Here is a 23451-nt window from a genome sequence, read left to right as displayed (position 1 = left end):
TTTCGCGGGAATGACGGGGAGGGAGTTCACCCTGGTGTGAGTGCCCGCACGCTGCCGGCCTGGATCCCGGCCTTCGCCGGGATGACGGTAAGGGCGCCCAACAATGACCTGCGCATCTCACCCACTACGAAAGCCATTGCGACGATGCGTGTTGTCGCAGAACGGCTTGTTCGACGACCCGCCGCAGCGGCACAGGCGCGCCGACGTCATGCGCCTGATCGTCCGCCCCGTGCCACAGCAGATTTCGACGTTCCCGTGGATGATGAGCGGGCCGTCCGTTTCCGGGTCGATGTTCAACGGCCCGTTGCGCGCGGGCAGGGCGGCCGATTCGATGCTGTCGGGTTCACCCGATGCGCGGAACTGCATGTCGTTGTGGCTGCCATCGCAGAAGGGCTTGTGCTTGGAGGCCCCGCAACGGCACAGCACGGCGCGCATGCCGATGGGCTCGCCGTCGAGCACGATCTGAGCGCGCACACCCAGTGGGCCGTTCTCGCGCAGCTGGATCAGGTTCACCGGCGGCGGCGCTTCCTCCGCGCCGCCGTCGTGGCGACGGTAGCCGATGGCGCCGGACGGGCACATGTGCGCGACCGTCACCAAGTCCTCCGTCGTCGCCGCATCGGGATGGATCCAGGCGCCCGGCGTATTGGCGCGGAACACGCGCGGCAGTCCGAGCACACAATGGCGCGCGTGGATGCATCGCGCCCCGTTGTAGACGATGTCGACCTGCGCACCGGCAATGATTTCCACGCCATCGGGCAGGCGCTGCGGCTGCGGCGCTTCGTTGGCCGCCACCGCGTGCTCCGGCGCGGCGACATTCGTGGGCGTGGCGCGCATCGCCGCTTCCTCGCGGCGGCACTGTTCGGCCTGCGCGGCCAGGCGCCGCGCGAGGCGTTCCGTGCCGGCACGCGTGACGTCCAGCAGCGACACGAGTTCGGGATGCTTCTGCATGATCCGCTCGCAACGACCGCTCATCTCGTGCAACCGCTCGACCATCACGTCCACGCTGCCGGCTTCGCCCATCAGCGCGGCGGAGGACCGGATGGTGGCGAAGCTCAGTCCCGCAGTGGCCTGCGGCAGGGCAGGGTTGGCGGGCAGCGTGCCCAGCAGTGTCGCGACGGGCGTGAGCAGGTGCATCAGGTCGATGCCCGCGGCCACCAGCGCGATCTGCGACGGGCGGCCTACGTCGCCGTAGGCCAGCGACACGCAGCGCAGGCAGTGGTTGTACAGCGCGTTGCCCAGGTCCAGCAGCGCGGCCGCGGGTTCCTCGCTGATCCACAGCCGGCCTTCCGGCGTCGGCGGCGGGCGCATCACCGGGTTGTGCGCGCTCATCCGCGCGGGGCGGAACGCCGGCCGCGCCTGCACGAGCGCGTCGTACTCGCGGCCGATGCGCAGGAACCGCTGGTAATGCGAGTCTTCGCTGCACGAGTCCGCGCCTTCGCCCTGGCGGACGATCGCGTCGATCGCCTCCAGCGCGGTGCGCAGGCAACGCACGGTCTTCAGGCCCGGCAACCGCGCCACGTCGCTGTCGAGCTGGTGTTCCGGATTGCCGACAAACAGCACCCGTTCGCCCATCGACTGGCTCAGGTGCGCCAGGCCCGCCGAGATGGAGTGGTACAGCTCACCGACGGTGTCGTAATCGGTGCACACCGTCATCAGGCGGTCCATGCCGAGCGCGCGCGAATAACGCTGCGGCGGTTCGAAGCCTTCACCGTCCTGCACGTCGGCATCGTCGGGCCGCTCCAGGTAGATGAAGTGCGTGAGCGTCTGGCGGTTGAACGGGGCCAGCTTCACCACGACGCCGGACGGGTGGTAGCCGGGCGGGATCGGAAAGTTCTGGTGCACCAGGTGCGCCGGCGCGCCGAGCGCGGAGAGGATGTTGCACACGATGGCGAGGTGCCCCATCTCCTCGACCGAAACGGAGAGGATCTCCTGCCGCCAGCGCTGGACGGCCTGCAGCTCGGCCTCCGACAGGTCTTCGTCGGTGCGCTCCTTCAGGCTGAAGGCCGCATACAGGTAGCAGCACATCAGGTGGTGTTCGATCTCCGCGGCTTCGGCGAGCAGGGCCCACAGCTGTTCACGGGACTGCGGTACGGCGATCCGAGCGTCCAAGATCCCATCCTCCGTTGCGCGGCCTGACGGCCTGGGCGATCAATCGGGCACGATGCTACAAGCACGTGGAACGATTCTTCGAAAGTCTAGGCCGGAAGACGGCCACCGCAAGAATCAAATGCAGTCAAAGCCCGTGAAGGCGCGATGTCGCCGCGCGCCGCCGTGCTGCGGCATCGACGGTGCGCCATGCCTTCACGGGTTCTTTACCTGGTGCCACGAGCCGGTGGCAGACTGCGGTGATCCGCGCTGACGAGTGGAACGCCCCCCGCCGGCGATCGTCACCCGTCTCCTCGATTGCCGTGTGCCGTTGCGGGAGGTCCGGTATGAGCGAGACAACCGATTTCGGGCCGTTCCGCCTGTGCCCGGACAATCGCGTGCTGCAACGCGACGGCGCGGACGTCGTGCTGGGGAGCCGCGCGTTCGACATCCTCGTCGCGCTGGTCGCGGCCCGCGGCACGGTACTGACCCATCGCGAACTGATGGCGGTCGCCTGGCCCGGGATGGTCGTGGAGAGTTCGAACGTGCGCGTGCAGGTGGCCAACCTGCGCAAGGCGTTGGGCTGCGGGCGCGATGGCGTGCGCTACATCGGCAGTGTCGCCGGGCGCGGCTACTGCTTCGTGGCGCAGGCGCATGCGGCAGGCGTTGGGACGTCGTCGCCCGGCCCGTATGCGGCGAACGACGCCTGGCCTTCGTTCCATGCCGACCGAGCGCGACCGAACCTCCCCGCGCCGCTGCAACGCGCACTGGGCCGCGATGAATGCGTCGCCGAACTCTCGCAGCGCGTGCTCGATCACCGCCTGGTCACGGTGGTCGGCGCCGGCGGCGCGGGCAAGACGACCCTGGCGGTGCTGGTCGCGCACGCGGTGGATGCGTTCGACGATGCGGTGTTCTTCGTCGACCTGAGCACGGTGATGCGCGAGGACATGGTCCTGGAAGCGGTCGCGGCGTGCGTCGGATACCACCCGACCGGCCCCGTCCTGCTCGCCGGACTGGTGGAGGTGCTTTCCACACGCCCGACGCTGATCGTGCTGGACAACTGCGAGCATCTGATCGACGCCGTGGCGCGGCTGGTCACGCAGGTTCTCGCGCAATCGCAACGGGTGTCCTTCCTCAACACCAGCCGGGAAGCCCTGCGGGTCGATGGCGAGCATGTGTATTTGCTGCGTCCGCTGGCCTTTCCTCCGCACACGGGACGATTGACGGCAGGGCAGGCGCTTGCGTGGCCGGCGGTCCGGCTCTTCATGGACCGTGCTCGCGAGGGCGGCGCACCGTATGCGCTCGACAATCGCGATGCCGCGACCGTCGCCGCGATCTGCCGCCGCCTCGACGGCAATCCGCTGGCGATAGGCCTGGTCGCCAGTCGCGTTGGCACGTACGGCATTCACGGCGTGTCGGATCTGCTCGCCAACCAGTTGGCCTTGCACTGGCAGGGCCGTCGCAACGCCGTCCCGCGGCATCAGACAGTGGAAGCGATGATCGACTGGTCGCACGACCTGCTCCCGGAACGCGACCGCCAGGTGCTGTATCGCTTGTCGGTGTTCTCGGGGGCGTTCTCGATGGAGGCGGCGATCGATGTCGTGTCCGACGAAGTCATCCGCGCCCACCAGGCGAGCGAGGCGATCGGCGACCTGATCGACAAATCGCTCGTCAGCGTAAGCGCAGGCGAGGGCGGCACATGGATCCGGCTGTTGGAGACGACGCGCGCGTACGCCGCGGAGCGATTGGCCGACACCCGCGTCAGGGACGAGGTGGCGCGTCGGCACGCGGTTCACTACGCGGGGCGCCTGCAGCGCGGCGCGGCCGGAAACGCGGCGGAAGCGCCGCAAGCGTCGGACCTGGGCAACGTGCGCCTCGCGATGGAATGGTGCTTCGCCGCGCACCATGACCTGACCTTGGGCGCGCAGATCAGCAGCCTCGCCACGCCCTGGCTGTTGGAACAGTCGCTGCTCGACGAGTGCAAGCGTTGCTGCGCGCGCGCCCTGGCCCTGCTGCCGGAGCCGCTGCGATCGAGCCGCGTCGAACTGACCCTGCTGGAGTCCCTCGCCATCGCCCGCTACACGATGGGCGACTACGAAGGCGAGATGACGTCGGTCGTCGAACGCGGGCTGGCAGTCAGCGCGTCGCTGGACGACGCAGGGGCCACGTTCCATCTGCTGGCGGGTCTGCACCTGGCGATGATGGCGAACGGCCGCTTCCCCGATTCGCTCGACGTCGCCGTGCGTTACGCGGCGCTGGCCGCCACCCGGGGCGGCCCGTGCGAAACCATCATCGCCGGCTGGATGGCCGGTTCGTCCCGGCATTATTCCGGCGATCAGATCGCGGCCGATGCGAACTTCGCCTCGAGTGCGCAGCTGCTCGTCCAGCAAGGGATGCGCCCGCTGCGGTACTTCGAGATGAAGGAGCAGGTCATCGCCGTCGCCAGCACGGCACGCGTCAAATGGCTGCGCGGATTCCCGTTGCAGGCCCTGGATGTGGCACGGCGCGTGATCGAAGATTCGCGGCGCCATCCGGACTCGCTCTACATCAGCGTCGTCCTGTGCTTCTCGATCCTGTTGCACAACAAGCTGGACGATGAGGCCGAGCGCCTGATCCAGGACCTGGCGGACGTCGCCAACGAGTACAAGATGGGAACGCGCGTGCAGATGGCGCACTTCCTCACCGGGCGCGTCATGCTTCACCGAGGCCACGCCGAAGAAGCGGCCTGGCACCTGGGGCAATGCCTGGACATGCTGCCGCCGCCGAAGCTGACCGTCATCAGGACCGAGGCACTCCAGGCGATGGCCGAAGCGTTGCGGCAGCAGGAGGACGGGGCAGGGGCGCTGGCGGCGATAGACGAAGCGATCGCACTGGCGGAAACCACGGGCGGGCGTTTCAGCATCGCCCAGTTGCTCAGGACGAAGGCGGAAGTGCTGCAGATCCTGCCGGGCACGAAGCCCTCGCGCGTGGCGATGCTGCTGGCCCGGGCGAAGGATTGCGCACGCGAGCAGGGCGCGCTGGGCGGTGGGGCGTACGAAAGGTCATAACGGCCTTGCGTACCGTGGCGTCGCACGTCTTGGCGGCGACCGCTGGATTCGCCGGGCGCACCTGTGAGCGCTCTGGAACGTGCGCGGGACGCCCTGTAACGTTCGAGACTTCGACCGGCAGGCAGCCGCCACGAAGGACAGTTGCCGTGCCCGACATCGGATCACAACGAACGCGAAGGGCGACGATGAACACCACCACCACCGGGTCCACCTCGCGACACCTGCTGCGCGATCTTTCGCTGTCGGCGATCGCGGCCGGCTTCGTCACGGTGCTGGTGGGGTTCGCGAGTTCCGCGGTGATCGTGTTCCAGGCGGCGCAGTCGTTGGGCGCGACGCCGGCCCAGATCAGTTCGTGGATCTGGGCGCTGGGCCTGGGAATGGGGCTGACGTGCATCGGCTTGTCGCTTCGCTATCGGATGCCGGTGGTGACCGCCTGGTCCACGCCCGGTGCCGCGATGCTGATCGGCAGCGCCGCGGGGCTGCCGTTGTCCGACGCAGTCGGTGCGTTCGTCCTGTCTGCCTTGATGATCATGGCGGCCGGCTTTTCCGGCTTCTTCGAACGCATGATCAGCAGGATCCCGGTGTCGCTGGCGTCCGGCATGCTCGCCGGCGTCCTGCTTCGGTTCGGGCTGGACACGTTCGCCGCCCTGCGCTCGCAGGCGGGCATGGTGCTGGCGATGCTGGTGACCTACCTGCTGATGCGCAGGTACGCGCCACGCTATGCCGTGATCGCGACGCTGCTGGTCGGCATAGGCGTGGCGGGTGCGGCGGGCCTGTTGAACGTGCAGGGACTTTCGCTGGAAGTCGCGCGACCTGTGTTCGTCGTGCCGACGCTGTCGATCGCGGCGATCGCAGGCATTGCGCTCCCGCTCTTCATCGTGACGATGGCCTCGCAGAATGTGCCCGGTGTCGCGGTGATCCGTGCGGCGGGATACCCGATTCCGATCTCGCCCGTCATCGGCTGGACGGGCGTGGCGAACCTGTTGCTGGCGCCGTTTGGCGGGTTTGCGCTCAACCTGGCGGCGATCACCGCCGCCATCTGCATGGGCGAAGAGGCGCATGAAGATCCCGCACGTCGCTACACGGCGGCCGTGGCCGCGGGGGCGTTCTACATCGTGGTCGGCCTGTTCGGTGCCACGGTGGTGGCGTTGTTCGCGGCGTTTCCCAAGGAACTGATCGTGGCCATCGCCGGCATTGCGTTGCTGGGCACGCTCGGCAGCAGCCTGGCCGCGGCACTGCGCGAGGAATCCGAACGCGAGGCTGCGCTGGTGACGTTCCTGGTCACGGCATCGGGCCTGTCGCTATGGGGCGTCGGCTCGGCCTTCTGGGGCGTCGTGGCGGGCGTCGTTACGTTGTTTGCTTTGACCAGGCGCAATGCTGCCAACAACGCAGGCAAGAAGTAGCGCTTCGACGCCTCACACCATGGGCGGGTCGGACTCGCGTACCCAAAGCCGATGCTGCGACAGCGCGTCGATGAAGGCGGCGATGCTTTCGTCGTCGGCGTCATCGGCCTGCACGATGCCCGGGTCGTCGCTGCCGTCGGGCAGTACGGCCGAGGCGCCGGCGCCTTCCAGCAGCGCGCTGGAAGCGCCCAGTGCCAGGATCGGCTTGCAATGGCGGTACTGCTCCTTGATGAACTCCGCCGCGCGTCCATCCAGCGCCAGCGCCTTCACGGCCTCGGCACCGTCGGGAAGGACGAGTGCGTCGAACAGCGGCCCGGGCTCATTCTCCAGCGATGCGTGCGCTTGCAACTGCTTGCCTTCGCGCGTGGTGAACGGACCGACGCGCTGACCGACCAGGCGCGGCACCGCGCCCGCTTCCATCAACGCATCGCGCACTGCGGACAGCGCGGCGCCGTCCACACCATCGCGAACCATCAGCGCGACCTTGCGTGTGCGGATGCTTCCATCGCCCGGGTGCGACAGCAGCGACAGCGCGGACGACTGGCGCACTTCAGGACGAGGCACCCGTCCGATGGCGCGGGGTGCGGCTTCCACGTCGCCGATGCCGAGACCGTCGGCCACCTCGCTCGCCAATTCGACCGACACGTTCATGAGCTGCGACAGCATGCGCTCGCGGATGGCGGGCACCGTGACCTTGCTGAGCTCGAACCGGAAGGCCGCGGCGATGTGTGCCTTCTCCGTGTCGCTCTGGCTTTCGTAGAACAGCGTGGCCTGGTTGAAATGCTCGGCGAACTTTTCCGGGCGGCCGCGCAGTTCATCGGCACGTATCGGCTCGGGAAACGCGACGAATCCCGCCGCACCGGCCTGGAACGGGCAACCGCCGCCCAGGCTGTTGGGCTCGTAGGCCACGCGTCCGCGATGGATGGCCTGACGATGCAAGCCGTCGCGCTGGTTGTTGTGCACCGGCGCGATGGGCGCGTTGATCGGAATCTCGTGGAAGTTCGGGCCGCCCAGACGCGACAGCTGCGTATCGACGTAAGAATGGATGCGTCCGGCGAGCAACGGATCGTTGGTGAAATCGATGCCCGGCACCACATGCGCGGTGCAAAACGCCACCTGTTCGGTCTCCGCAAAGAAGTTGTCCGGATTGCGGTTCAGCACCAGGCGACCGATCGGCTCCACCGGCACCAGTTCCTCCGGCACGATCTTGGTCGCGTCGAGCACGTCGAAACTGAACTTGTTGGCCTGCTCTTCGGTGAACACCTGGACACCGAGTTCCCATTCGGGAAACTCGCCGGCCTCGATCGCTTCCCACAGGTCGCGCCGGTGGTAGTCGGGATCCGCGCCGGAAATCTTGACCGCTTCGTCCCACGCCAGCGAATGCGTGCCCAGGCGCGGCGTCCAGTGGAACTTCACCAGCCGTGATTCGCCCGCCTCGTTGACGAAGCGGAAGGTATGCACGCCGAAACCCTGCATCATGCGGAAGCTGCGAGGGATGCCGCGGTCGGACATCACCCACATCAGCATGTGGGTCGATTCGGGCATCAGCGACACGAAATCCCAGAACGTGTCGTGCGCCGAGGCTGCCTGCGGCATGCCGTGGTGCGGCTCGGGTTTGACGGCGTGCACCAGGTCCGGGAACTTCATCGCATCCTGTATGAAGAAGATCGGGATGTTGTTGCCCACCAGGTCCCAGTTGCCTTCGTCGGTGTAGAACTTCACCGCGAAGCCGCGCACGTCACGCGCGGTGTCCTTCGATCCGCGTGCCCCCTGCACGGTGGAGAAACGCACGAACACCGGCGTGACCTTGCCATCGTCCTGGAAGGGCGCGGCCCGGGTGAGCCTGCGCAAGGATCGGTAGCACTCGAAGTAGCCATGCGCACCGGAACCGCGTGCGTGGACGATGCGTTCCGGGATGCGCTCGTGATCGAAGTGCGTGATCTTCTCGCGCAGGATGAAATCCTTGAGCAGCGCAGGACCGCGGAGTCCGGCCTTCAGCGAGTCCTGGTTCTGCGCAATGGGCACGCCCTGGTTGGTGGTCAGTCGCTGTCCACCGCCGTCGACGCGGACGCGTTCGAGTGGGCCGGTCGAGGGACTGGCTCCGGCGGTGGGCGGGTGACCGGCTTTCGCCGAAGGCTGCGACTCGCTCAGCGTGCTGGCGCCTACGAGTGGCGACGTCGCGACGTGCTCGCCTTCGGGCGGGTCGAGCGCGTTGTCGCGGCCATACTCGGCGGGCTTGGTGGCGTTGTGCGGGAACGCCGCCGCCGTGGCTTGCACCTCCTGCTCCTGTCTCGCCATGGCGCCGTCGGCATGGCGGTCGGCGTTACGCCGCACGGAACGACTGCCGGCCTTCTTCGCGCCGGTCTTGCGTCCGGTGGTCTTGCTGGCGGCGGGCTTCTTTCGGCTGGCCATGGCGGTCCTCGTGGCGTGTGGGGCGGGCACGGGCCAGGGAGTGCACAAAGCGGATCGCTGGCTATTTCCCAGCGTGAGGTGCGGCTAGTGCACGTGATGTCGTTTCATGGGACGCGTCGTTCATGTAGGCGAAGATGGCGTCACGCGGCGCGCGCAACGCGAAGGCGCTGCGTTGATCGCCGCCGCGTTCTGCTTGCGTCGCCGCTCGTGAACAGGGCACCGTGATGGCGCTTCCATCGTGGCAGTTGCAGGTTGTCTATGCGCTCTACCTGGTGTGGTGGGTTGCCGGCTACGTCGATATCGCCTGCCATCGGCGATCGGACCATCCGCACACCGCGGGACCGCCCCGTCGGATGCGGCGAAGGCAGACAGTGGCCCTGGCCGCGTGCTCAGGGGAGCTGCGCCGAAGTGCTCGCTGTTCCAGCGAGGTCTTCGCGCAGGATGCGGACGACTTCCGCGATCGCCTCCGGATGGGCGTAGATGTCGTGCCCGGACTCCACGACCAGCGTGGATGACGCGCCGGGAAGCATTGCGCTGGCCAGTGGCACCACGCCGTCGCCTTCCGGCATGCGCATCGGCAAGCGGCCGGCGATGGTGTGGTACGCAATGCCGGCCACCGGCAACAGGCGCTCGCTGGCGCGCCGCACTGGCTGCGCCGCCTGCAACGTCGAGATGCTGGTGATCCTGCCTTGCTGGTAGCTGGAGTGCAGTTCGATCCTGACGACCTCCGGATGTTCGCGCGCGATGCGCCTGATTGCCTGGATCTCGGGCGGCGGCTCTCCCGCCAGGCCTTTGACGAGCCGGGCGTACCACCGGTCCGCCAATGGACTGCCGTGATGAGGCGCGGCCAGGAAGATCGCGCGGGAAACACCGGGATAGGGCGAGAACACGAGCAGGCTCGCGACCGCGGCGACATCGCCCGCGTCGCTGGGCATGGCCTCTGGCCTCACCGAGAACGCCGTCGACCAGAGCGTGTCGCCGGTTTCCACCGAAAGCAGCCGCGACAGCACGCCGCCCATGCTGTGTCCGATCAGGACCGCGCCGTGTCGTGCCGGATCGTTCCCGTCCGGGTCGACGATGGCCCATGCGGCGTCGAGATAGCCGGAGATGCGGCGGCGCGCGACGAACAAGGGATCGTCCGTCGAGTAGACCAGGTACCAGATCTGAAAGTGTCGACGTAGCTCCGCATCGCCCCAGATCGCGTTGGCCATGCCGCTCCAGGACAAGGGGCTGCTGCCCAGGCCGTGCACCATGATCAGCGGGCGCTTGTCGGGGTCGTAGTCTTCCATCAGGTACACGCCGGCGCGGCGCGCGACTTCGCCGCCACCGATGAGGCCGAACAGTCCCAGGCGCCCGATCGGAGAGGACCCCATGACATGCGCGTACGCCGCCGATGTGTCTTCGGCCAGCGGCACCTGCGTGCTTCCGATCGTGGCCGTGGTGGCGTGCAACGGATCGGCGATGACGAGCCGCGCGTCGGCCTGCGCATCCGGTTCGATCCATGCGGTGGCCGGCCGGAATACGCCCGAGAACGGCAGCAGCTTGCACATCGGGCGATCACGGCAGCGCGGGCTCACGACCACGACGGGAATGCCCAGGCCCGCGCGCGTGTAGCGCGTGCCTCCGTAGATGCGCATGGACACGTCTGCAGCCCGGACGACGCGGACGGACTTGTCCAGGTAAGCCGATAGACCCCGGAACTCGACCTGTACCGTTCGGCCGTGAATCCGTTCCCGGCCCGCTCGCCAGGCGCGCTGATCCTGCAACGCGGCGACCAGCCACGCGTCGGTGCAGGTGTTGGCCAGCGTCAAGGAGCGCGCGACATCGCTGTCCGCCTGCAACGCCGCATAGGCCAGACGCGAACACTCCAGCCACAGGATCGACGCTTGCCTTGTCGAGGCGCGTGGCGCTCGCTGGGCATGGTCGCTCGCCATGTCGAGCGCCTGCGTTGGCGTCGCAGTGTCCGGGGATGCTCCGCCCGGTCCGGCCTTCGCACCGTGTGCGCTTTCGAAGAACAGCGCGAGCGCGAGGACACCGATGCCTCCTGCGCGCGCGAGCCTTTCAGCGATGAAAGGTCTCCGGCCGACGCCAGTCATGCGGCATCTCCCGGCCGACCGTGTCAGCGACCGGATTCGCGTGCCGCCGTCGCGATCACCTGCGCGACCTTCGCCGGCTGCGACAGGAAGACGGCATGGCTGGCCGGGATCTCGACGACGGTACTGCCGGCGCGTTTGGCCAAGCGTCGCTCAAGATCAGGACTGATCGTGCGGTCGTTCGTGGCCACGATGGCCCAGCTCTTGCGGTTCTGCCATGCCGGATCGCCCACCGGCGTGGAGAAGGCCGCTTTCGACGCCAGCACCTGGGACTTGGCCATGAATGCCGAATCCGCTGCAGGTACATCCGCAGCAAAGTCCCGTCCGAAGGCGGCGGGATCCAGGTAGAGGAACTTGTCGTCCTTCGTGGAACGAATTTCCCGGCTCGGCCCCGGCGTCTGCGTGACCAGCGTGATCAGGCTCTCGCCTTTGGCTGGCTGGTACGCCGCCACGTAAACAAGCGCAGCCACGTTCGGGTGGTTTCCCGCTTCGGTGATCACGACGCCACCGTAACTGTGGCCCACCAGGATGCTGGGACCGTCCTGCATGTCGAGCACGCGATGGGTCGCATCGACATCGTCCTGGAGGGACGTGATGGGGTTCTGGACGAGGGAAACCTTGTATCCGTCCTTCTCCAGGATCTCGGTGGCTGCGCGCCAGCCGGAACTGTCCGCGAACGCGCCATGCACGATGACGATGTTCCTGATCTCGGCCGTGGCGTCATGGGGTGAAGCGAGCATCGCCAGCGCGGTGATGGCGAGCGCGCCAAGGGGAAGGACGTGCATGGCTGTTCTCCAGTGAGTGGAGCGGGGCTGCGTCGCGGTGGATCGACGTAGTGCGATGGCCCCACCTGCGCATCAGCGCAACCGCTTCCGGCGCGGGGCGGCTCGGGATCGCGCGAGTGCGATGTCAGTGCGCAATCGCCTGCCGCCGGATGTCACAAACGCTATCACCGGATCGTCGAACCGATGGATTAACGCTGGTGAATTCTGGTGAATGCCGAGCACTCATGAAGGGCGTCGCCGCGTTGCTTGCTTGCCGCGTCGCGAACTTCCCGGAGTGAGAAGAGCGACGGCGGATGGCTCACGCAAAGATTCGTGAGGCACAGCTCATCAGCGCGTCGACCTCGCGGGCGCAGCGCGGCGTAGTCGCCATCGCCTGCGCGCTGATGTTTCGCATTAGATTCAAGTCGTAATGCAATGATTTACCACGGCTTACTACCTGGCGCTGCTTGAGCACCCCCGTACTTTCCATGCATTGCATGCATGCGCTAATGATGGTCGCGAGGTCACATCGCCAAGCCATTGACTCGGGCGATATACGACGGCGCCTGGAGACTGCGCATGAACGAGGTCTTCCGCTTCGATTCCTTCAGTCTCGACGTGATGGCACGCACGTTGCGAAAGGAAGGACACGAGGTGTCCATAGGCAGTCGTGCCTTCGACATCCTGGCGGCGCTCGTGGAAGGCGAGGGCAAAGTCCTCACTCGAAGGGAACTGATGGCATGCGCGTGGCCGGGCTTGGTCGTGGAGGAATCCAACGTCCGCGTGCAGGTCGCGCATCTTCGCAAGGCGCTGGGATGCGGAGAAGACGGCGTTCGATTCATCGTGAGCGTGGCTGGCCGTGGCTACTGCTTCGCTGCCCGGGTGAGGCGTGAGCGGGTACCGCAACCGGTTCCCTCGCGACGACTCGCGCCGAGCGCCACTGCGCGAGTGGAATCGGGCGAGGGCCGCCCCCTGGCCAATGCCGCCGTAGCGTGGGAACGGATCATCGGTCGGGAAGAGAGCGTCGCAGAACTGACCGCGCTGCTCTCGCAGCGCCGCCTGGTGACCATCGTCGGCGCAGCCGGAATGGGCAAGACCACGGTGGCCGTCCAGGCGGCGCGTTCACTCAGCCGCGTGGGCAATCCGGTCCACTTCGCCGATCTGAGCCTGGTGACGCGCGGCGATCAGGTGCTCGACGCACTGTCGTCCGCGGCCGGTTATCGTCCATCCGGCAGCGTGACGCCGACGGGGCTGGCGGAATTCCTGGACGCGCATTCCACGCTGGTGGTGCTCGACAATTGTGAACACGTGATCGCCGACGCGGCCCTGCTGTGCAGGCAGATCCTCGACACGACGCGCCAGGTGTCGATCCTGTGCACCAGCCGGGAAGCGCTGCGCGTGCTGGAAGAACTCGTCTACCTGCTGCCTTCCCTTGCCTCGCCTCCGAACACCGGAAAGCTCACGGCCGAACAGGCCGTGGCGTGGCCCTCCGTGCAGTTGTTCGTCAACCGGGCGGAGGAATGCGGCGCGCTCGACGTCCTGAGCGACGAGAGTGCGTCGATGCTCGCGGCCATCTGCCGGCGGCTGGATGGCAATCCGCTGGCAATCGAGCTGGTGGCCAGCCGGGTCGGGACGTACGGCGTACAAGGCGTCTCCGAATTGTTGGCGACACAGGCGGGCCTGCATTGGCAGGGACGACGGGACGCCACGCCCCGGCATCGGACCGTGGAGGCGCTGCTCGACTGGACCTACGACCTGCTTCCAGAGGGACATCGCCTGGCGCTGTGCCGACTTTCCGTGTTCTCCGGCGGCTTCGCGCTCGAATCGGCTGTCGATGTGATCAGCGACGACCGGCTCGACACCGTGCAGGCCGCGACCGCCATCGCCGACCTGGCGGACAAGTCGCTGATCTGTGCGCGTTCGATGGATGGCCGGATGCGGTTGAGGTTGCTCGAAACGACCCGCGCGTACGCCGCCGAGAAGCTGGCGGCCCTCGACGGCCACGACACTGCGCATCGGCACGCCCTGTACTACGCCGACTATCTCAGAAGCCGCGACGCGGCATCGACGCCCGACCCGGGCGCGCCGCCGGACGTGCGCGAGGACGAACTTGGCAACGTGCGCGTCGCACTGGACTGGGCGTTCTCCAACGCGCACGACGCCGTGCTGGCAGTGGAGTTGAGTGCGCTGGCGGCGCCTTCGTTCCTGCAGCATCGATCGTTCGACGAATGCATGCGCTGCTGCGTGCGCGCCTTGGCCCGCATGCCCGTGGAACTGCAATCCACCCACACCGAGCTGGTGCTGCGCGAGGCGATGGCGATCGCGTACGCCTCGATGGGCCTGTATGGGGACGACATGGTGTTCGTCCTGCAGCGCGGCCTGGAGATCAGCCAGTCGCTGGCCGATCACCGGGCGACGTTTCACCTGTACGCGGGACTGCATCTGACGATGCTGGGTCTGGGCAGATTCCAGGAATCGATGCGCGTCGCGCAACAGTATGCGGGTCTGGCATCGAGCACGGGCAAGGCATCGGAAGCCGTCATCGCCAGCTGGATGATCGGCGCATCGCATCACTTCATCGGCGAGCATTCCACGGCCGAAGCGCAGTTCGCGACCGCACGCCGGATGCTCGCCCATGCCAGCCTGAGGAGGCTGCAGTACTTCTACATCAAAGCCAGGCTCAACGCGAGCCTCGGCATGGCGCGCACGAAGCTGTCCATGGGACTGCCGGAGCAGGCGTTGCAGCTGTCCATCAACACCATCGAAGAATCGCGCGGCTACCCCGATTCGTTGTTCCCGTGTGCCACGCTGTTCTTCCCCATATTGCTGTGGAACAACCGCGAGCAGATGGCCGAGGCCCTGCTGGAAGAGTTGGGCGACCTGTCACCGGAGTACCGGATGGGTTCGCGACCGTGCACCATCGAGATGTTGAACGGCCTGCTGCTGCAGCACAGGGAGCACTTCGCGCAGGCCGAGGCGCAGTTGCGCCGTTGCCTGCCAGGCGTGCGGATCATCGCTGCACGACTGCTCGGGCTGCAGGCGATGGCGGAGGTGCTCCGCATGAACGGCAAGCCGGACGAGGCGCTGGTCTTCGTGGAAGAAGCGATTGTCCTGGCCGACACCAGCGCGGGCGGCTACGGCCTGCCGGACCTGCTGCGCGCGAAAGGCGAGATCATGATGGACCTGCCACGGTTCAGCGCAGCCAGCGTGCGGGAACACTTCGCGGAGGCGATGCGGATCGCCAGGCAGTCGCAGGCGCTTGGCTGGGAGATCGGCATCGCACTGGCCCTGGCCCGGCTGGAGATGTCGCAGCGCAGGGCCACCGAAGCCAAAGCCGTGCTGCAAGAGGTCTACTCACGATTCACCGAAGGACTCCAAGCGCGCCCGCTGCAGCAAGCGCGGCGGATGCTGGATGCCGTCTAGCGCTTCACTTTTGCGTGGGATTGCGCGACGCCGACAGCGACCGGAATCATCCGGTCGCTACGGCAGTGCGGGATTGCGTCAGTCGAACTTGACGAGGTTCAACGCCGGCAATGGGCCACCGGGGAATTGCACGAGGCGACCGCCGATCGCCAACGAGCCCAGGTCGATGCCGAAGAAGCCGAGCTGCTCGATGAGGCCGCCGACCTCCGACTTCGCACTCGCGTCGTCGCCGGAGTAGAACAGCACGCGTCGGCCGGCGCCCACTTTGGGATCGCCTGACACGATCTGCGGCTGCAGGTGATTGAAGGCCTTCACCACGCGCGCGCCGGGAACCCGATCGGCGAACACCTCGCTCGATGCGCGACCGGCCAGATCGACCGGACGGAACAGCGGTGCCTCGATCGGGTTGTTCGCATCGATGACGATGCGACCGTTCCAGTCAGGCAGGTTCGCCAATGCCTCGGGCAACTGCGACCACTTCACTGCGACCAGCACGATGTCCTGTGCGGCGGCCTCTTCACGCGTTGCCGCGCGGATCGAAGGCCCCAGGGCCTTGACCAGCGGTGCCAGCGAATCGGGACCGCGGCTGTTGGCGATGATGGCGGGGATGTTCTGGCGGGTGAGGGCGCGTGCGAATGCCGCGCCGATCTGGCCCGCGCCGATGATGCCGATGCTTTTCATGAGCGTGTCATCCGGGCGATCAGGACGTGAAGCCGCCATCGGCGAGCACATCGGCGCCGGTGACCAGCGACGCGCCCGGGCTGGCGAGGAACGCGACGACATTCGCCACTTCGGCCGGCTGGCCGTAACGGCCGATCGCCATGCCGGGGCTCACGAGCTTGGCGACTTCGCCGTCGGCCGGGTTCATGTCGGTATCGGTCGGCCCCGGGTGCACGGTGTTCACCGTGATGCCGCGCGGGCCGAGGTCGCGCGCCAGGCTGCGGTTGAAACCGGCCACCGCGCCCTTCGTCAGCGTGTACAGCGAGGCGCCGGCGAAGGAGGCGTAACGCGTCATCGAACTGCCGATGTGGACGATGCGGCCGCCCTCGCGCATGTGGCGCACGGCTTCCTGCGTTGCGACGAATACGCCCGTGACGTTGACCGCCACCATGCGCTGGTAATCGTCGAAGCCGATCTGGTCGACCGGGCCGCCGCCGAGGGCAATGCCGGCGTTGTTGACCAGGATGTCGAGCGCGCCGAAGGTCTCCACGACCTGCGCGACGGCCGCACGGACGGCATCCGGGTTGCCCGCATCGGCGAGCACCGGCAGCGCCGTACCGCCGAGCGCCTGGATCGCGCGCGCCGTTTCTTCGGCCTGCTGCGGCGAACCGAAGTACGTGAAGGCGACCTTGGCGCCATCGGCGGCCAGGCGCTTGGCGACGGCCGCGCCGATGGAGCGCGAGCCGCCGGTGACGAGCGCGACCTTGCCGGAGAGGGGGAGGGCGGACGGGGTGGTTTGGGTATTCATGGCGGTAATCCGGGAGGAGGGGAGTGCGTGGAGCGAACGATGCGCCCGCCACTTCCCACCCGGTAGCCGGTAATGCCTAGAATCAGTTTCAAGCACTACTTGAAGCGGGGCGACCGTGGAAACCCTGGCCAACCTGGAATCCTTCGTCCGCAGCGCGGAACTCGGCGGCTTCTCTGCGGCGGCGCGGCAACTCGGGCTGACGCCGGCTGCGATCAGCCGCAACGTGGCGCTTCTGGAGAAGAACCTCGGCACGCGACTGTTCCATCGAAGCACGCGCAAGCTCACGCTGACCGAATCCGGCGAGCGGCTCCTGCTCGGGATTCGCGACCATCTGGATGGACTGCAGTCCGCGATCTCCGGCGTGGCCAAGGACGATGGCGATCCGGCCGGCGTGCTGAAGGTCAGTGTGGCGCTGGCGTTTGGAATGGAGTACCTGCTGCCGCTGCTGCCGGAGTTCATGCAGCGCTATCCGCACGTGCGCATCGACTGGCAGTTCGACAATCGCCAGGTCGATCTGGTCGCAGAAGGTTTCGACGCGGCCATCGGCGGCGGCTTCGAACTGTCGCCGGGCGTCGTCTCGCGCACGCTCGCACCGGCGCACATCATCGCGGTGGCCTCGCCGGCATACGTGAAAGGGCGCCGCAAGCCGACCACGCCTCAGGATCTGTCCGAGATGGACGGCATCGTGATGCGTTCGGCGCGTACCGGCCGCGTCCGTGAATGGACATTGCGCGACGCCGCCGGCCACACGCAGCATGCGCAGCTTCGCCATCACTTGGTGCTGAATGATCCGGCCGCGATGACGCGCGCCGCGGTGCTCGGCCTCGGTGTGGCACTCATCGCCGTCCCGGACGCGTTGCCTTTCATGGAGCGGGGCGAACTCGTCCGCCTGGTCCCCAAGTGGTACGCCGATGCCGGCCCGATCTCGCTGTACTACGCAAGTCGTACGTTGATGCCGGCCAAGACGCGCGTCTTCGTCGATCACGTCGTCGAATCGTTCAAGGCGCGGAATCTTGCCGAGCGCTTTGCCGGCAGCATCGGCTAGGCGTGCGTCCCAGCGACGCCACGCAGGTCCGCAATGTCGATGGCGGAACCGCGCAGATCCGGTAGACCTGCGCGGCCGGTCCAACACTAGCGTATGGCGCGACGCGGCCAGTCGATCAGTTCCAGCTTGCCGCCCGCCAGCGCTGGAGCAGTCTCCGCGACGACGTCGTGCGGGAATCCGAGCGTGATGGCGCTCGCCGCGTCCAGGCGCTGGACCTGATCGTCGGTCAACGTCACATTGATCGATGACAGGTTGTCATTGAGCTGTTCGTGCGTGCGCGGTCCGATGATCGGCAGCACGCCCTTCGCCAGCACCCAGGCGATCGCCACCTGGCCGGGCGACACGCCGATCTCGTCGGCGATGGCCAGCACGGCATCGACGGTCGCCGTCTTTCGCGCGTCGCTCTCGCCGTGGATGACCACACCGAGGCCTTGCGCGCGACCCGTTTCGCCGCGACGGTATTTGCCCGTCAGCAGGCCACCGCCCAGCGGCGACCAGGCCACCGTGCCGAGGTTGAAGCCGGCGGCCATCGGCAACAGCTCGCGCTCGGCGGAGCGTTCGACCAGGCTGTACTCCAGTTGCACCGCGGCCACCGGTGACCAACCTCGAACTTCCGCCAGGGTCGCAGCGGTCGCGACGCGCCACGCCGGAAAGTCGGACAGCCCCGCATAGAGAATCTTGCCGCTGCGCACGAGGTCGTCGAGTGCGCGCGCGATCTCGTCGATCGGCGTGACGCCGTCGGGCATGTGGACCCAGAGCAGGTCGACGCGATCGGTGTTCAGACGCTTGAGGCTGGCTTCGACCGAACGCAGCATCGCCTTGCGGCTGTTGCCGCTGCGCTGCAGGCCCGCATCGGGCGCATCGCCCAGCGAGAACTTGGTGGCGAGCACGATGTCGTCGCGGTCGCGCGCAATGAACTCGCCGAGCATCGTCTCCGACTGGCCGAACTGGTACTGATCGGCGGTGTCGATGAAATTGCCGCCGGCCTCGCGGTACGTCGTGTAGATGCGCTGGGCCTCGTCCTGCTCGGCGCCGTAACCCCAGCCCTTGCCGAAGTTGCCGGTGCCCAGCGCAAGCGTGGAGACGCGAAGGCCGGTGTTGCCGAAGATGCGGTAACGCATGACGGATCACACGCGCCTCAAGGGTGCCGATGCGAGAAGCGCGTTGCGTGAAGACCCTCGGCTGAGGTCGGTCGACGTGGTTGCCCGCTGCCTGCCAACGCAGAAGCTTGCACTTGTGCAGGCCTTGAGGGGCGCTGGGGAGATTGTTGCAGTCACCGGCGACGGGGTGAACGACGCGCCGGCACTTTCCGCGGCCGACGTCGGAATTGCGATGGGTCAAAGGGGAACCCGCAGTGCCCGCGAAGCCGCGTCCATTGTCCTTCTGGACGACGATCTGCGTTCGCTTGTGCGCGCCATTGCCGAGGGGCGCCAGCTGTTCCGAAATCTCCAGACGGCCTTCGCATACCTCTTGCTAGTGCATATTCCGCTCGTCCTCACCGCGGCGCTGGTGCCTCTGCTCGGCTTCCCACTGGTCCTGCTTCCGATTCACATCGTGTGGCTCGAGCTTGTGATCCACCCCACACTGCTTCTGGTGTTCCAGGAGCTGCCGCGTCATTCCAGCCAGCCGCTTCAGGCGACGCAAGCGGCGCGGTTCTTCAGCTCCTCACAGGCTGTTACGATCGGTATCGGTGGCCTTCTGCTCACCATCATCGTTGCCGGCGCGTACTTGGCATCACTGCATGGAACGCAGGATGCCGCTCAAGCCAGGACGTTCTCGTTGTCGGCGCTTCTTGCTGTCAGCGCCGGAGTCACGGCTGGCCTGACCGGCTTGCGAACGCGAGCGTCTCGGGTCGCCGTCGCGACAACGCTGCTGACGACTGCCGTCGCAGTCAGCACGCCGGCAATTGCATCGACGCTCTCGCTCAGCGTCGGCGGAGTGGGCGTGATCGCCACATCGATGGCTGCAGCGATTACGTCGGCATTGATTGCATCACTGCTTCGGCAAGCTTAGCCCGCACTTCTTCAAGTGGCATGTCGAGCCCGTCCAGGGCCCCACACGGAGACTCGCGACTACGTCAGGTCGATCGTATCGCGGTACTCCGGAACGTGGGCCCTCCAGTGCAAGTCACGCTCTACGCGAAGGCGCAGCGCCTCGGCTGCATCCGGTTCTCCGTGGGTAATGAAGACCGATTCCGGACGCCGTGGAGCGGAGCGCAACCATTGGATCAACTCGTCTGCGTCGGCATGGGCGGACGCCGATTCGAGCTGAATCACTTCGGCATTCACCGGCACGTCCTGTCCGAAGATCCGAACCGTTCTCTCGCCTGCGGCGAGGCGTGCACCCCTGGTCCCGCCGGCCTGGAAACCGCTGAGCAGGATAGCGTTTCGCGGATCTGAAGCGAACGCCACGAGATGGTGCAGCACGCGGCCACCCGTCAGCATCCCACTGGCGGACACGATGATCATGGGCCCCTTGCGGAGATTCAGTGCCTTGGACTCCTCCACGCTGTTGATGATGCGTGTGTTGTGCGCCAAGGCGTCAAGCTGCGCGGCGGTCAACCTGTGCTCGCGCGGATGTCCACTGTAGAGCGCGGTGACGTTGGTTGCCATTGGGCTGTTGAGGTAGATGGGCGTGGTCGGAAGCTTGCGCTCCAGCTGTAGTTGGACGATCAGATGAAGCAGGAGTTGCGCGCGCCCGACCGCGAACGCCGGAACAAGCGCGACGCCACCGCGCTGGAGGACGGGTCGCAACGCATGGGCGAGTTCGCTGGCGGCATCGACGGCGGGGTGATGGCGATTGCCATAGGTGGATTCAACCACGATCCAGTCGGCCTCGTCGGGCGATGACGGTGGATGCATGAGCGGATCGCCAAAGCGACCTATGTCGCCGCTGAAGACGACGCGCCGATCCTCACTCTCGACCGTGACCGCGGCGGCTCCCAGGATATGTCCCTGGGAGCGAAGTCGCGCGCGGACACCGGGAACAGGCTCGAAGTACTCGTCATAGCCAACCTCGCGGAACCGCTTCAGCGCGGCCAATGCGTCGGCCTCGGAATAGAGCGGTTCGGCCGGATGATGCTTGCTGGTGCCCTTTCGATTTGCGTACTCGGCCTCTTCGCCGAGCAACCGCGCCGAGTCCGCGAGCAGGATCCGACATAGGCTGCGTGTCGCCGACGTGCACCAGATCGGGCCACGGAAACCTTCACGCACCAACCGTGGAAGGTAGCCACTGTGGTCCAGGTGGGCGTGGGTGAGCACCAATGCATCGATCGAATCGGGCGCGACCGGGAATGGCGCCCAGTTGCGCAGCCTTAGCGGCTTGTATCCCTGGAACAATCCACAATCGATGAGGACCCGACTCCGGGACGTTTCGACGAGATGGCGGGATCCTGTGACCGTCGCATTCGCGCCGAGGAATGTCAGCTGGAATATCGACATGGCGAGTGGCATTTGCCGGAGGATCAGTCGGTCGCACGCCCACGGACCACGGTCACCGGCACCTTCGACTGCGCGATGACCTTCATCGTCACCGAACCGAGAAAGAGACTTTTGATGGCGCCTCGGCCGTGCGATCCCATGACCAGAAGGTCGCACCGCTCTTTCCTGACCGCGTCGAGGATCTTCGGTGCGGCTTCTCCCATGAGCAGGCGTTCGCGAAACGCGATACCCGCACGTTTGAATGCGGCACGAACGCTACGCAGGGCGTATGTGGCATTCTCATCGTGGTAGCGCTGCGTGCCGGCCACGCCGAGTTTCAACGCGACCGCTTGCAGGAGCGGCTCGTCCACATAGATCAGGACGACCGGCTCCCTGGTTGCCAGTGAACGTTGCAGCGACAGCACATGGCGAGCCGCTGCGCTCGACGACCTGCTTCCATCTACAGCCAGCGCGATGCGCATGCGTGCCTCCCGGTTTGTCCTTCAGTGTGCGGCGGCGCGCTTCGCAGCCGCCACGAAGTGGGCCAGGTAGGCGCGATGCGAATCCGGTTCGAGGTGTTCGCTGTCCACGATCATCGTGGCCTTGGGCGCGTGCTGGCAGAGCTTGGCCAGATCGGCGAAGGCCTGGTCGGCGCCGGTGCTGTCCTCGGTGCAGAAGAACGCGAGCTGCCGTGCCTTCGCGCCGTAGCGGCGAGCATAGGTGCGCACGGGCGGCGCCATCCGCCCGGCCCAGACGGGGCCACCCAGGACCACCAGATCGTAGTTGGCGGGGTCACGAGTGGCCGGAGCGATAGGCGGCCGTCGTCTCGTCATGGCATCGAAAAGCGAGCGCACCATTCCGGTGGCTCCGTGCCGGGGATGCGGCTCGCGGATTTCCTCCAGGTCGACGCCTTCACCGAATGCGACTCGAACTTCCTGTGCGAGCTTCTGGGTGTTTCCGGTCATGGAGAAGTACGCGACGAGCGTCCTGTTCGACATGGTGGCCTCCCGAACGGCCGATGGCTACGACGCACTCAGAATGCGTCGCCCATGGCCGGAGATGTTGACCACGGTCAACATCGAGGGCGCGCTTGGCACAGCGCAACTCGAGGAGGTCCATCACCAGGGCTTAATGCGCATGAGTACGAAATCGCGCCGCCTGTTCCGGACGATTGCGATGGGCATGCATACCCGGCTTCTGCTCGTGCTGATCGCGAACCTGTCGAAGGCCAGCGCGCAGGAGATGCCGCGCGGTGCGCCGACCAGGGAGCAGCTCGCCAGCGACAACAAGCTGTTCATCACCCTCGCGAACAAGGCCCTCAAACGGGATGAGCCGGCTGAGCCCACCGGAATCGAGGACGACTTCCGGACGACATTGCACCGGCTGGAGATGCTGAGACCCGACATCTGGCTGCGGCACCACATTGAGTACTTCGATCTGACCGGTAAGCGCTAACGCGCCGCCTCGCAGGGCGTGCAGGCCTGGGTCGATCCGGAGGGCTAACGGCAGTGCATCGCCGGCAAGCGGCGCGCGTTCGAGGGCGAAGTGGACGGAAGAGGGGGCCAAGATCAAGCAGAAGTAGATCAACGGGTCGGCCGTTGTGACAGCCATTGCATGGTCTCGCGCGCCATCTCGTGCTCTTCGTCGATGGGCAGGATGAGTGTGCGGACCGGTGCGTCGCCGGCGGTTGCATCCATCCGGTTTGCTGAATTGGCGAGGGGGTCGAGCCGGATGCCCATCCAGGCAAGTTGCTCGCAGATGCGCGCACGTACGATGCCCGAGTTCTGGCCGATGCCGCCGGAGAACCCCAGTACGTCGATGCCCCCGACGCAGGCGGCCATGGCGGCGATGCCCTGGGCGGCGAGCGTGACGTAGACGGCGACCGCGCGTCGTGCCGACGGCGTGCCGGACGCCAGCAGGCGTGGCATGTCGCCGGATTCACCCGACATGCCGCGCAGGCCGCTGTCGCGCCACAGCAAGTGATCGATCTCCTCGTCCGACATGCCCACGGTGCGCTGCAGGTGCACCACGACGCCGGGATCGAGCGACCCCGGTCGCGTCGTCATTGCCAATCCGTCCAGCGGCGTCATACCCATGGTGGTGTTGATGCTTACGCCGCCGCGGATCGCGCAGAGGCTGCTACCACCGCCGAGGTGGGCCAGGACAACGCGCTCTTTCGCGAGCATGGGCGCCAGCTCCGCGACCCGAGTCATGCCCGAGGCGAAAGCCAGTCCGTGAAAACCCATCGCGAAAGCCGATCATCAATGCTAGCCATGGCGGACGTCGAGCCGA

At 66.7% G+C, this 23451-nt stretch carries 17 protein-coding genes; 6 read left to right on the top strand and 11 right to left on the bottom strand.

Annotation, left to right across the window (positions count from 1 at the left end):
* Positions 1-117: 117 nt before the first annotated feature.
* A complete protein-coding gene (locus AAFF32_RS13240; protein ID WP_342315444.1) occupies positions 118-2109 on the bottom strand; it encodes a ferritin-like domain-containing protein in 1992 nt (663 codons plus the stop codon).
* Positions 2110-2288: 179 nt separating this feature from the next.
* On the opposite strand from AAFF32_RS13240, the gene AAFF32_RS13235 reads away from it, so the two are divergent.
* Entirely contained in the window at positions 2289-5132 is a 2844-nt protein-coding gene (locus tag AAFF32_RS13235) for a winged helix-turn-helix domain-containing protein (RefSeq protein ID WP_342315443.1), read from the top strand.
* Positions 5133-5317: 185 nt separating this feature from the next.
* The gene (locus AAFF32_RS13230; RefSeq protein WP_216966265.1) at positions 5318-6535 is read left to right on the top strand and encodes a benzoate/H(+) symporter BenE family transporter; all 1218 of its coding nucleotides are present in this window, start codon (positions 5318-5320) and stop codon (positions 6533-6535) included.
* A gap of 12 nt (positions 6536-6547) precedes the next feature.
* Here the strand turns inward: AAFF32_RS13230 and AAFF32_RS13225 are convergent, their stop codons facing one another.
* The 3 genes from AAFF32_RS13225 to AAFF32_RS13215 form a co-directional block, all read right to left on the bottom strand.
* On the bottom strand, positions 6548-8947 hold the full coding sequence (locus tag AAFF32_RS13225; RefSeq protein ID WP_342315442.1) for a catalase: 2400 nt from the start codon (positions 8945-8947) through the stop codon (positions 6548-6550).
* A gap of 389 nt (positions 8948-9336) precedes the next feature.
* A complete protein-coding gene (locus tag AAFF32_RS13220) occupies positions 9337-11043 on the bottom strand; it encodes an alpha/beta fold hydrolase (RefSeq protein ID WP_342315441.1) in 1707 nt (568 codons plus the stop codon).
* 23 nt (positions 11044-11066) lie between these two features.
* Positions 11067-11825 carry an alpha/beta hydrolase gene (locus AAFF32_RS13215; protein ID WP_216966262.1) on the bottom strand — a complete coding sequence of 253 codons (759 nt, stop codon included), beginning with the start codon at positions 11823-11825 and terminating at the stop codon, positions 11067-11069.
* A 558-nt stretch (positions 11826-12383) separates the two neighbouring features.
* Here AAFF32_RS13215 and AAFF32_RS13210 point away from each other — a divergent pair.
* Complete coding sequence (locus AAFF32_RS13210) at positions 12384-15227, top strand: winged helix-turn-helix domain-containing protein (RefSeq protein ID WP_342315440.1); 2844 nt, start codon at positions 12384-12386, stop codon at positions 15225-15227.
* Between the two features lie 78 nt (positions 15228-15305).
* Here the strand turns inward: AAFF32_RS13210 and AAFF32_RS13205 are convergent, their stop codons facing one another.
* Positions 15306-15908 (bottom strand): NAD(P)-binding domain-containing protein, encoded by a 603-nt coding sequence (locus tag AAFF32_RS13205; protein ID WP_216966255.1) that lies wholly within the window; start codon positions 15906-15908, stop codon positions 15306-15308.
* 19 nt (positions 15909-15927) lie between these two features.
* The gene (locus AAFF32_RS13200; protein WP_216966253.1) at positions 15928-16695 is read right to left on the bottom strand and encodes a 3-oxoacyl-ACP reductase family protein; all 768 of its coding nucleotides are present in this window, start codon (positions 16693-16695) and stop codon (positions 15928-15930) included.
* Between the two features lie 115 nt (positions 16696-16810).
* Between AAFF32_RS13200 and AAFF32_RS13195 the strand changes: the two genes are divergently transcribed.
* Positions 16811-17740, top strand: coding sequence for a LysR substrate-binding domain-containing protein (locus AAFF32_RS13195; protein ID WP_342315439.1), 930 nt, complete (start codon positions 16811-16813; stop codon positions 17738-17740).
* 86 nt (positions 17741-17826) lie between these two features.
* On the opposite strand, the gene AAFF32_RS13190 is transcribed toward AAFF32_RS13195, so the two are convergent.
* Positions 17827-18861: an aldo/keto reductase gene (locus AAFF32_RS13190; protein ID WP_216966249.1), complete on the bottom strand. Its 1035-nt coding sequence runs from the start codon at positions 18859-18861 to the stop codon at positions 17827-17829.
* Between AAFF32_RS13190 and AAFF32_RS13185 the strand changes: the two genes are divergently transcribed.
* Positions 18860-19753 carry an HAD-IC family P-type ATPase gene (locus tag AAFF32_RS13185; protein ID WP_342315438.1) on the top strand — a complete coding sequence of 298 codons (894 nt, stop codon included), beginning with the start codon at positions 18860-18862 and terminating at the stop codon, positions 19751-19753. The genes AAFF32_RS13190 and AAFF32_RS13185 overlap by 2 nt on opposite strands.
* 59 nt (positions 19754-19812) lie before the next feature.
* Here AAFF32_RS13185 and AAFF32_RS13180 read toward each other — a convergent pair whose 3' ends face one another.
* From AAFF32_RS13180 to AAFF32_RS13170, 3 genes are read right to left on the bottom strand one after another with little or no spacing between them, the layout of a single operon-like run.
* Positions 19813-21180 (bottom strand): MBL fold metallo-hydrolase, encoded by a 1368-nt coding sequence (locus tag AAFF32_RS13180; protein WP_342315437.1) that lies wholly within the window; start codon positions 21178-21180, stop codon positions 19813-19815.
* Positions 21181-21203: 23 nt separating this feature from the next.
* Positions 21204-21641, bottom strand: coding sequence for a universal stress protein (locus AAFF32_RS13175; RefSeq protein WP_342315436.1), 438 nt, complete (start codon positions 21639-21641; stop codon positions 21204-21206).
* Positions 21642-21662: 21 nt separating this feature from the next.
* Positions 21663-22157, bottom strand: coding sequence for a hypothetical protein (locus AAFF32_RS13170; protein ID WP_342315435.1), 495 nt, complete (start codon positions 22155-22157; stop codon positions 21663-21665).
* Between AAFF32_RS13170 and AAFF32_RS13165 the strand changes: the two genes are divergently transcribed.
* Positions 22123-22614, top strand: a complete 492-nt coding sequence (locus AAFF32_RS13165; RefSeq protein ID WP_342315434.1) for a hypothetical protein — start codon at positions 22123-22125, stop codon at positions 22612-22614. The genes AAFF32_RS13170 and AAFF32_RS13165 overlap by 35 nt on opposite strands.
* Before the next feature lie 128 nt (positions 22615-22742).
* Here AAFF32_RS13165 and AAFF32_RS13160 read toward each other — a convergent pair whose 3' ends face one another.
* The gene (locus tag AAFF32_RS13160; protein WP_342315433.1) at positions 22743-23405 is read right to left on the bottom strand and encodes a hypothetical protein; all 663 of its coding nucleotides are present in this window, start codon (positions 23403-23405) and stop codon (positions 22743-22745) included.
* Between the last annotated feature and the right edge of the window lie 46 nt (positions 23406-23451).

It is taken from the genome of Lysobacter sp. FW306-1B-D06B (assembly GCF_038446665.1).
Taxonomy (GTDB): domain Bacteria; phylum Pseudomonadota; class Gammaproteobacteria; order Xanthomonadales; family Xanthomonadaceae; genus Lysobacter_J.
This window is presented reverse-complemented; position numbering and strand designations above follow the sequence as displayed.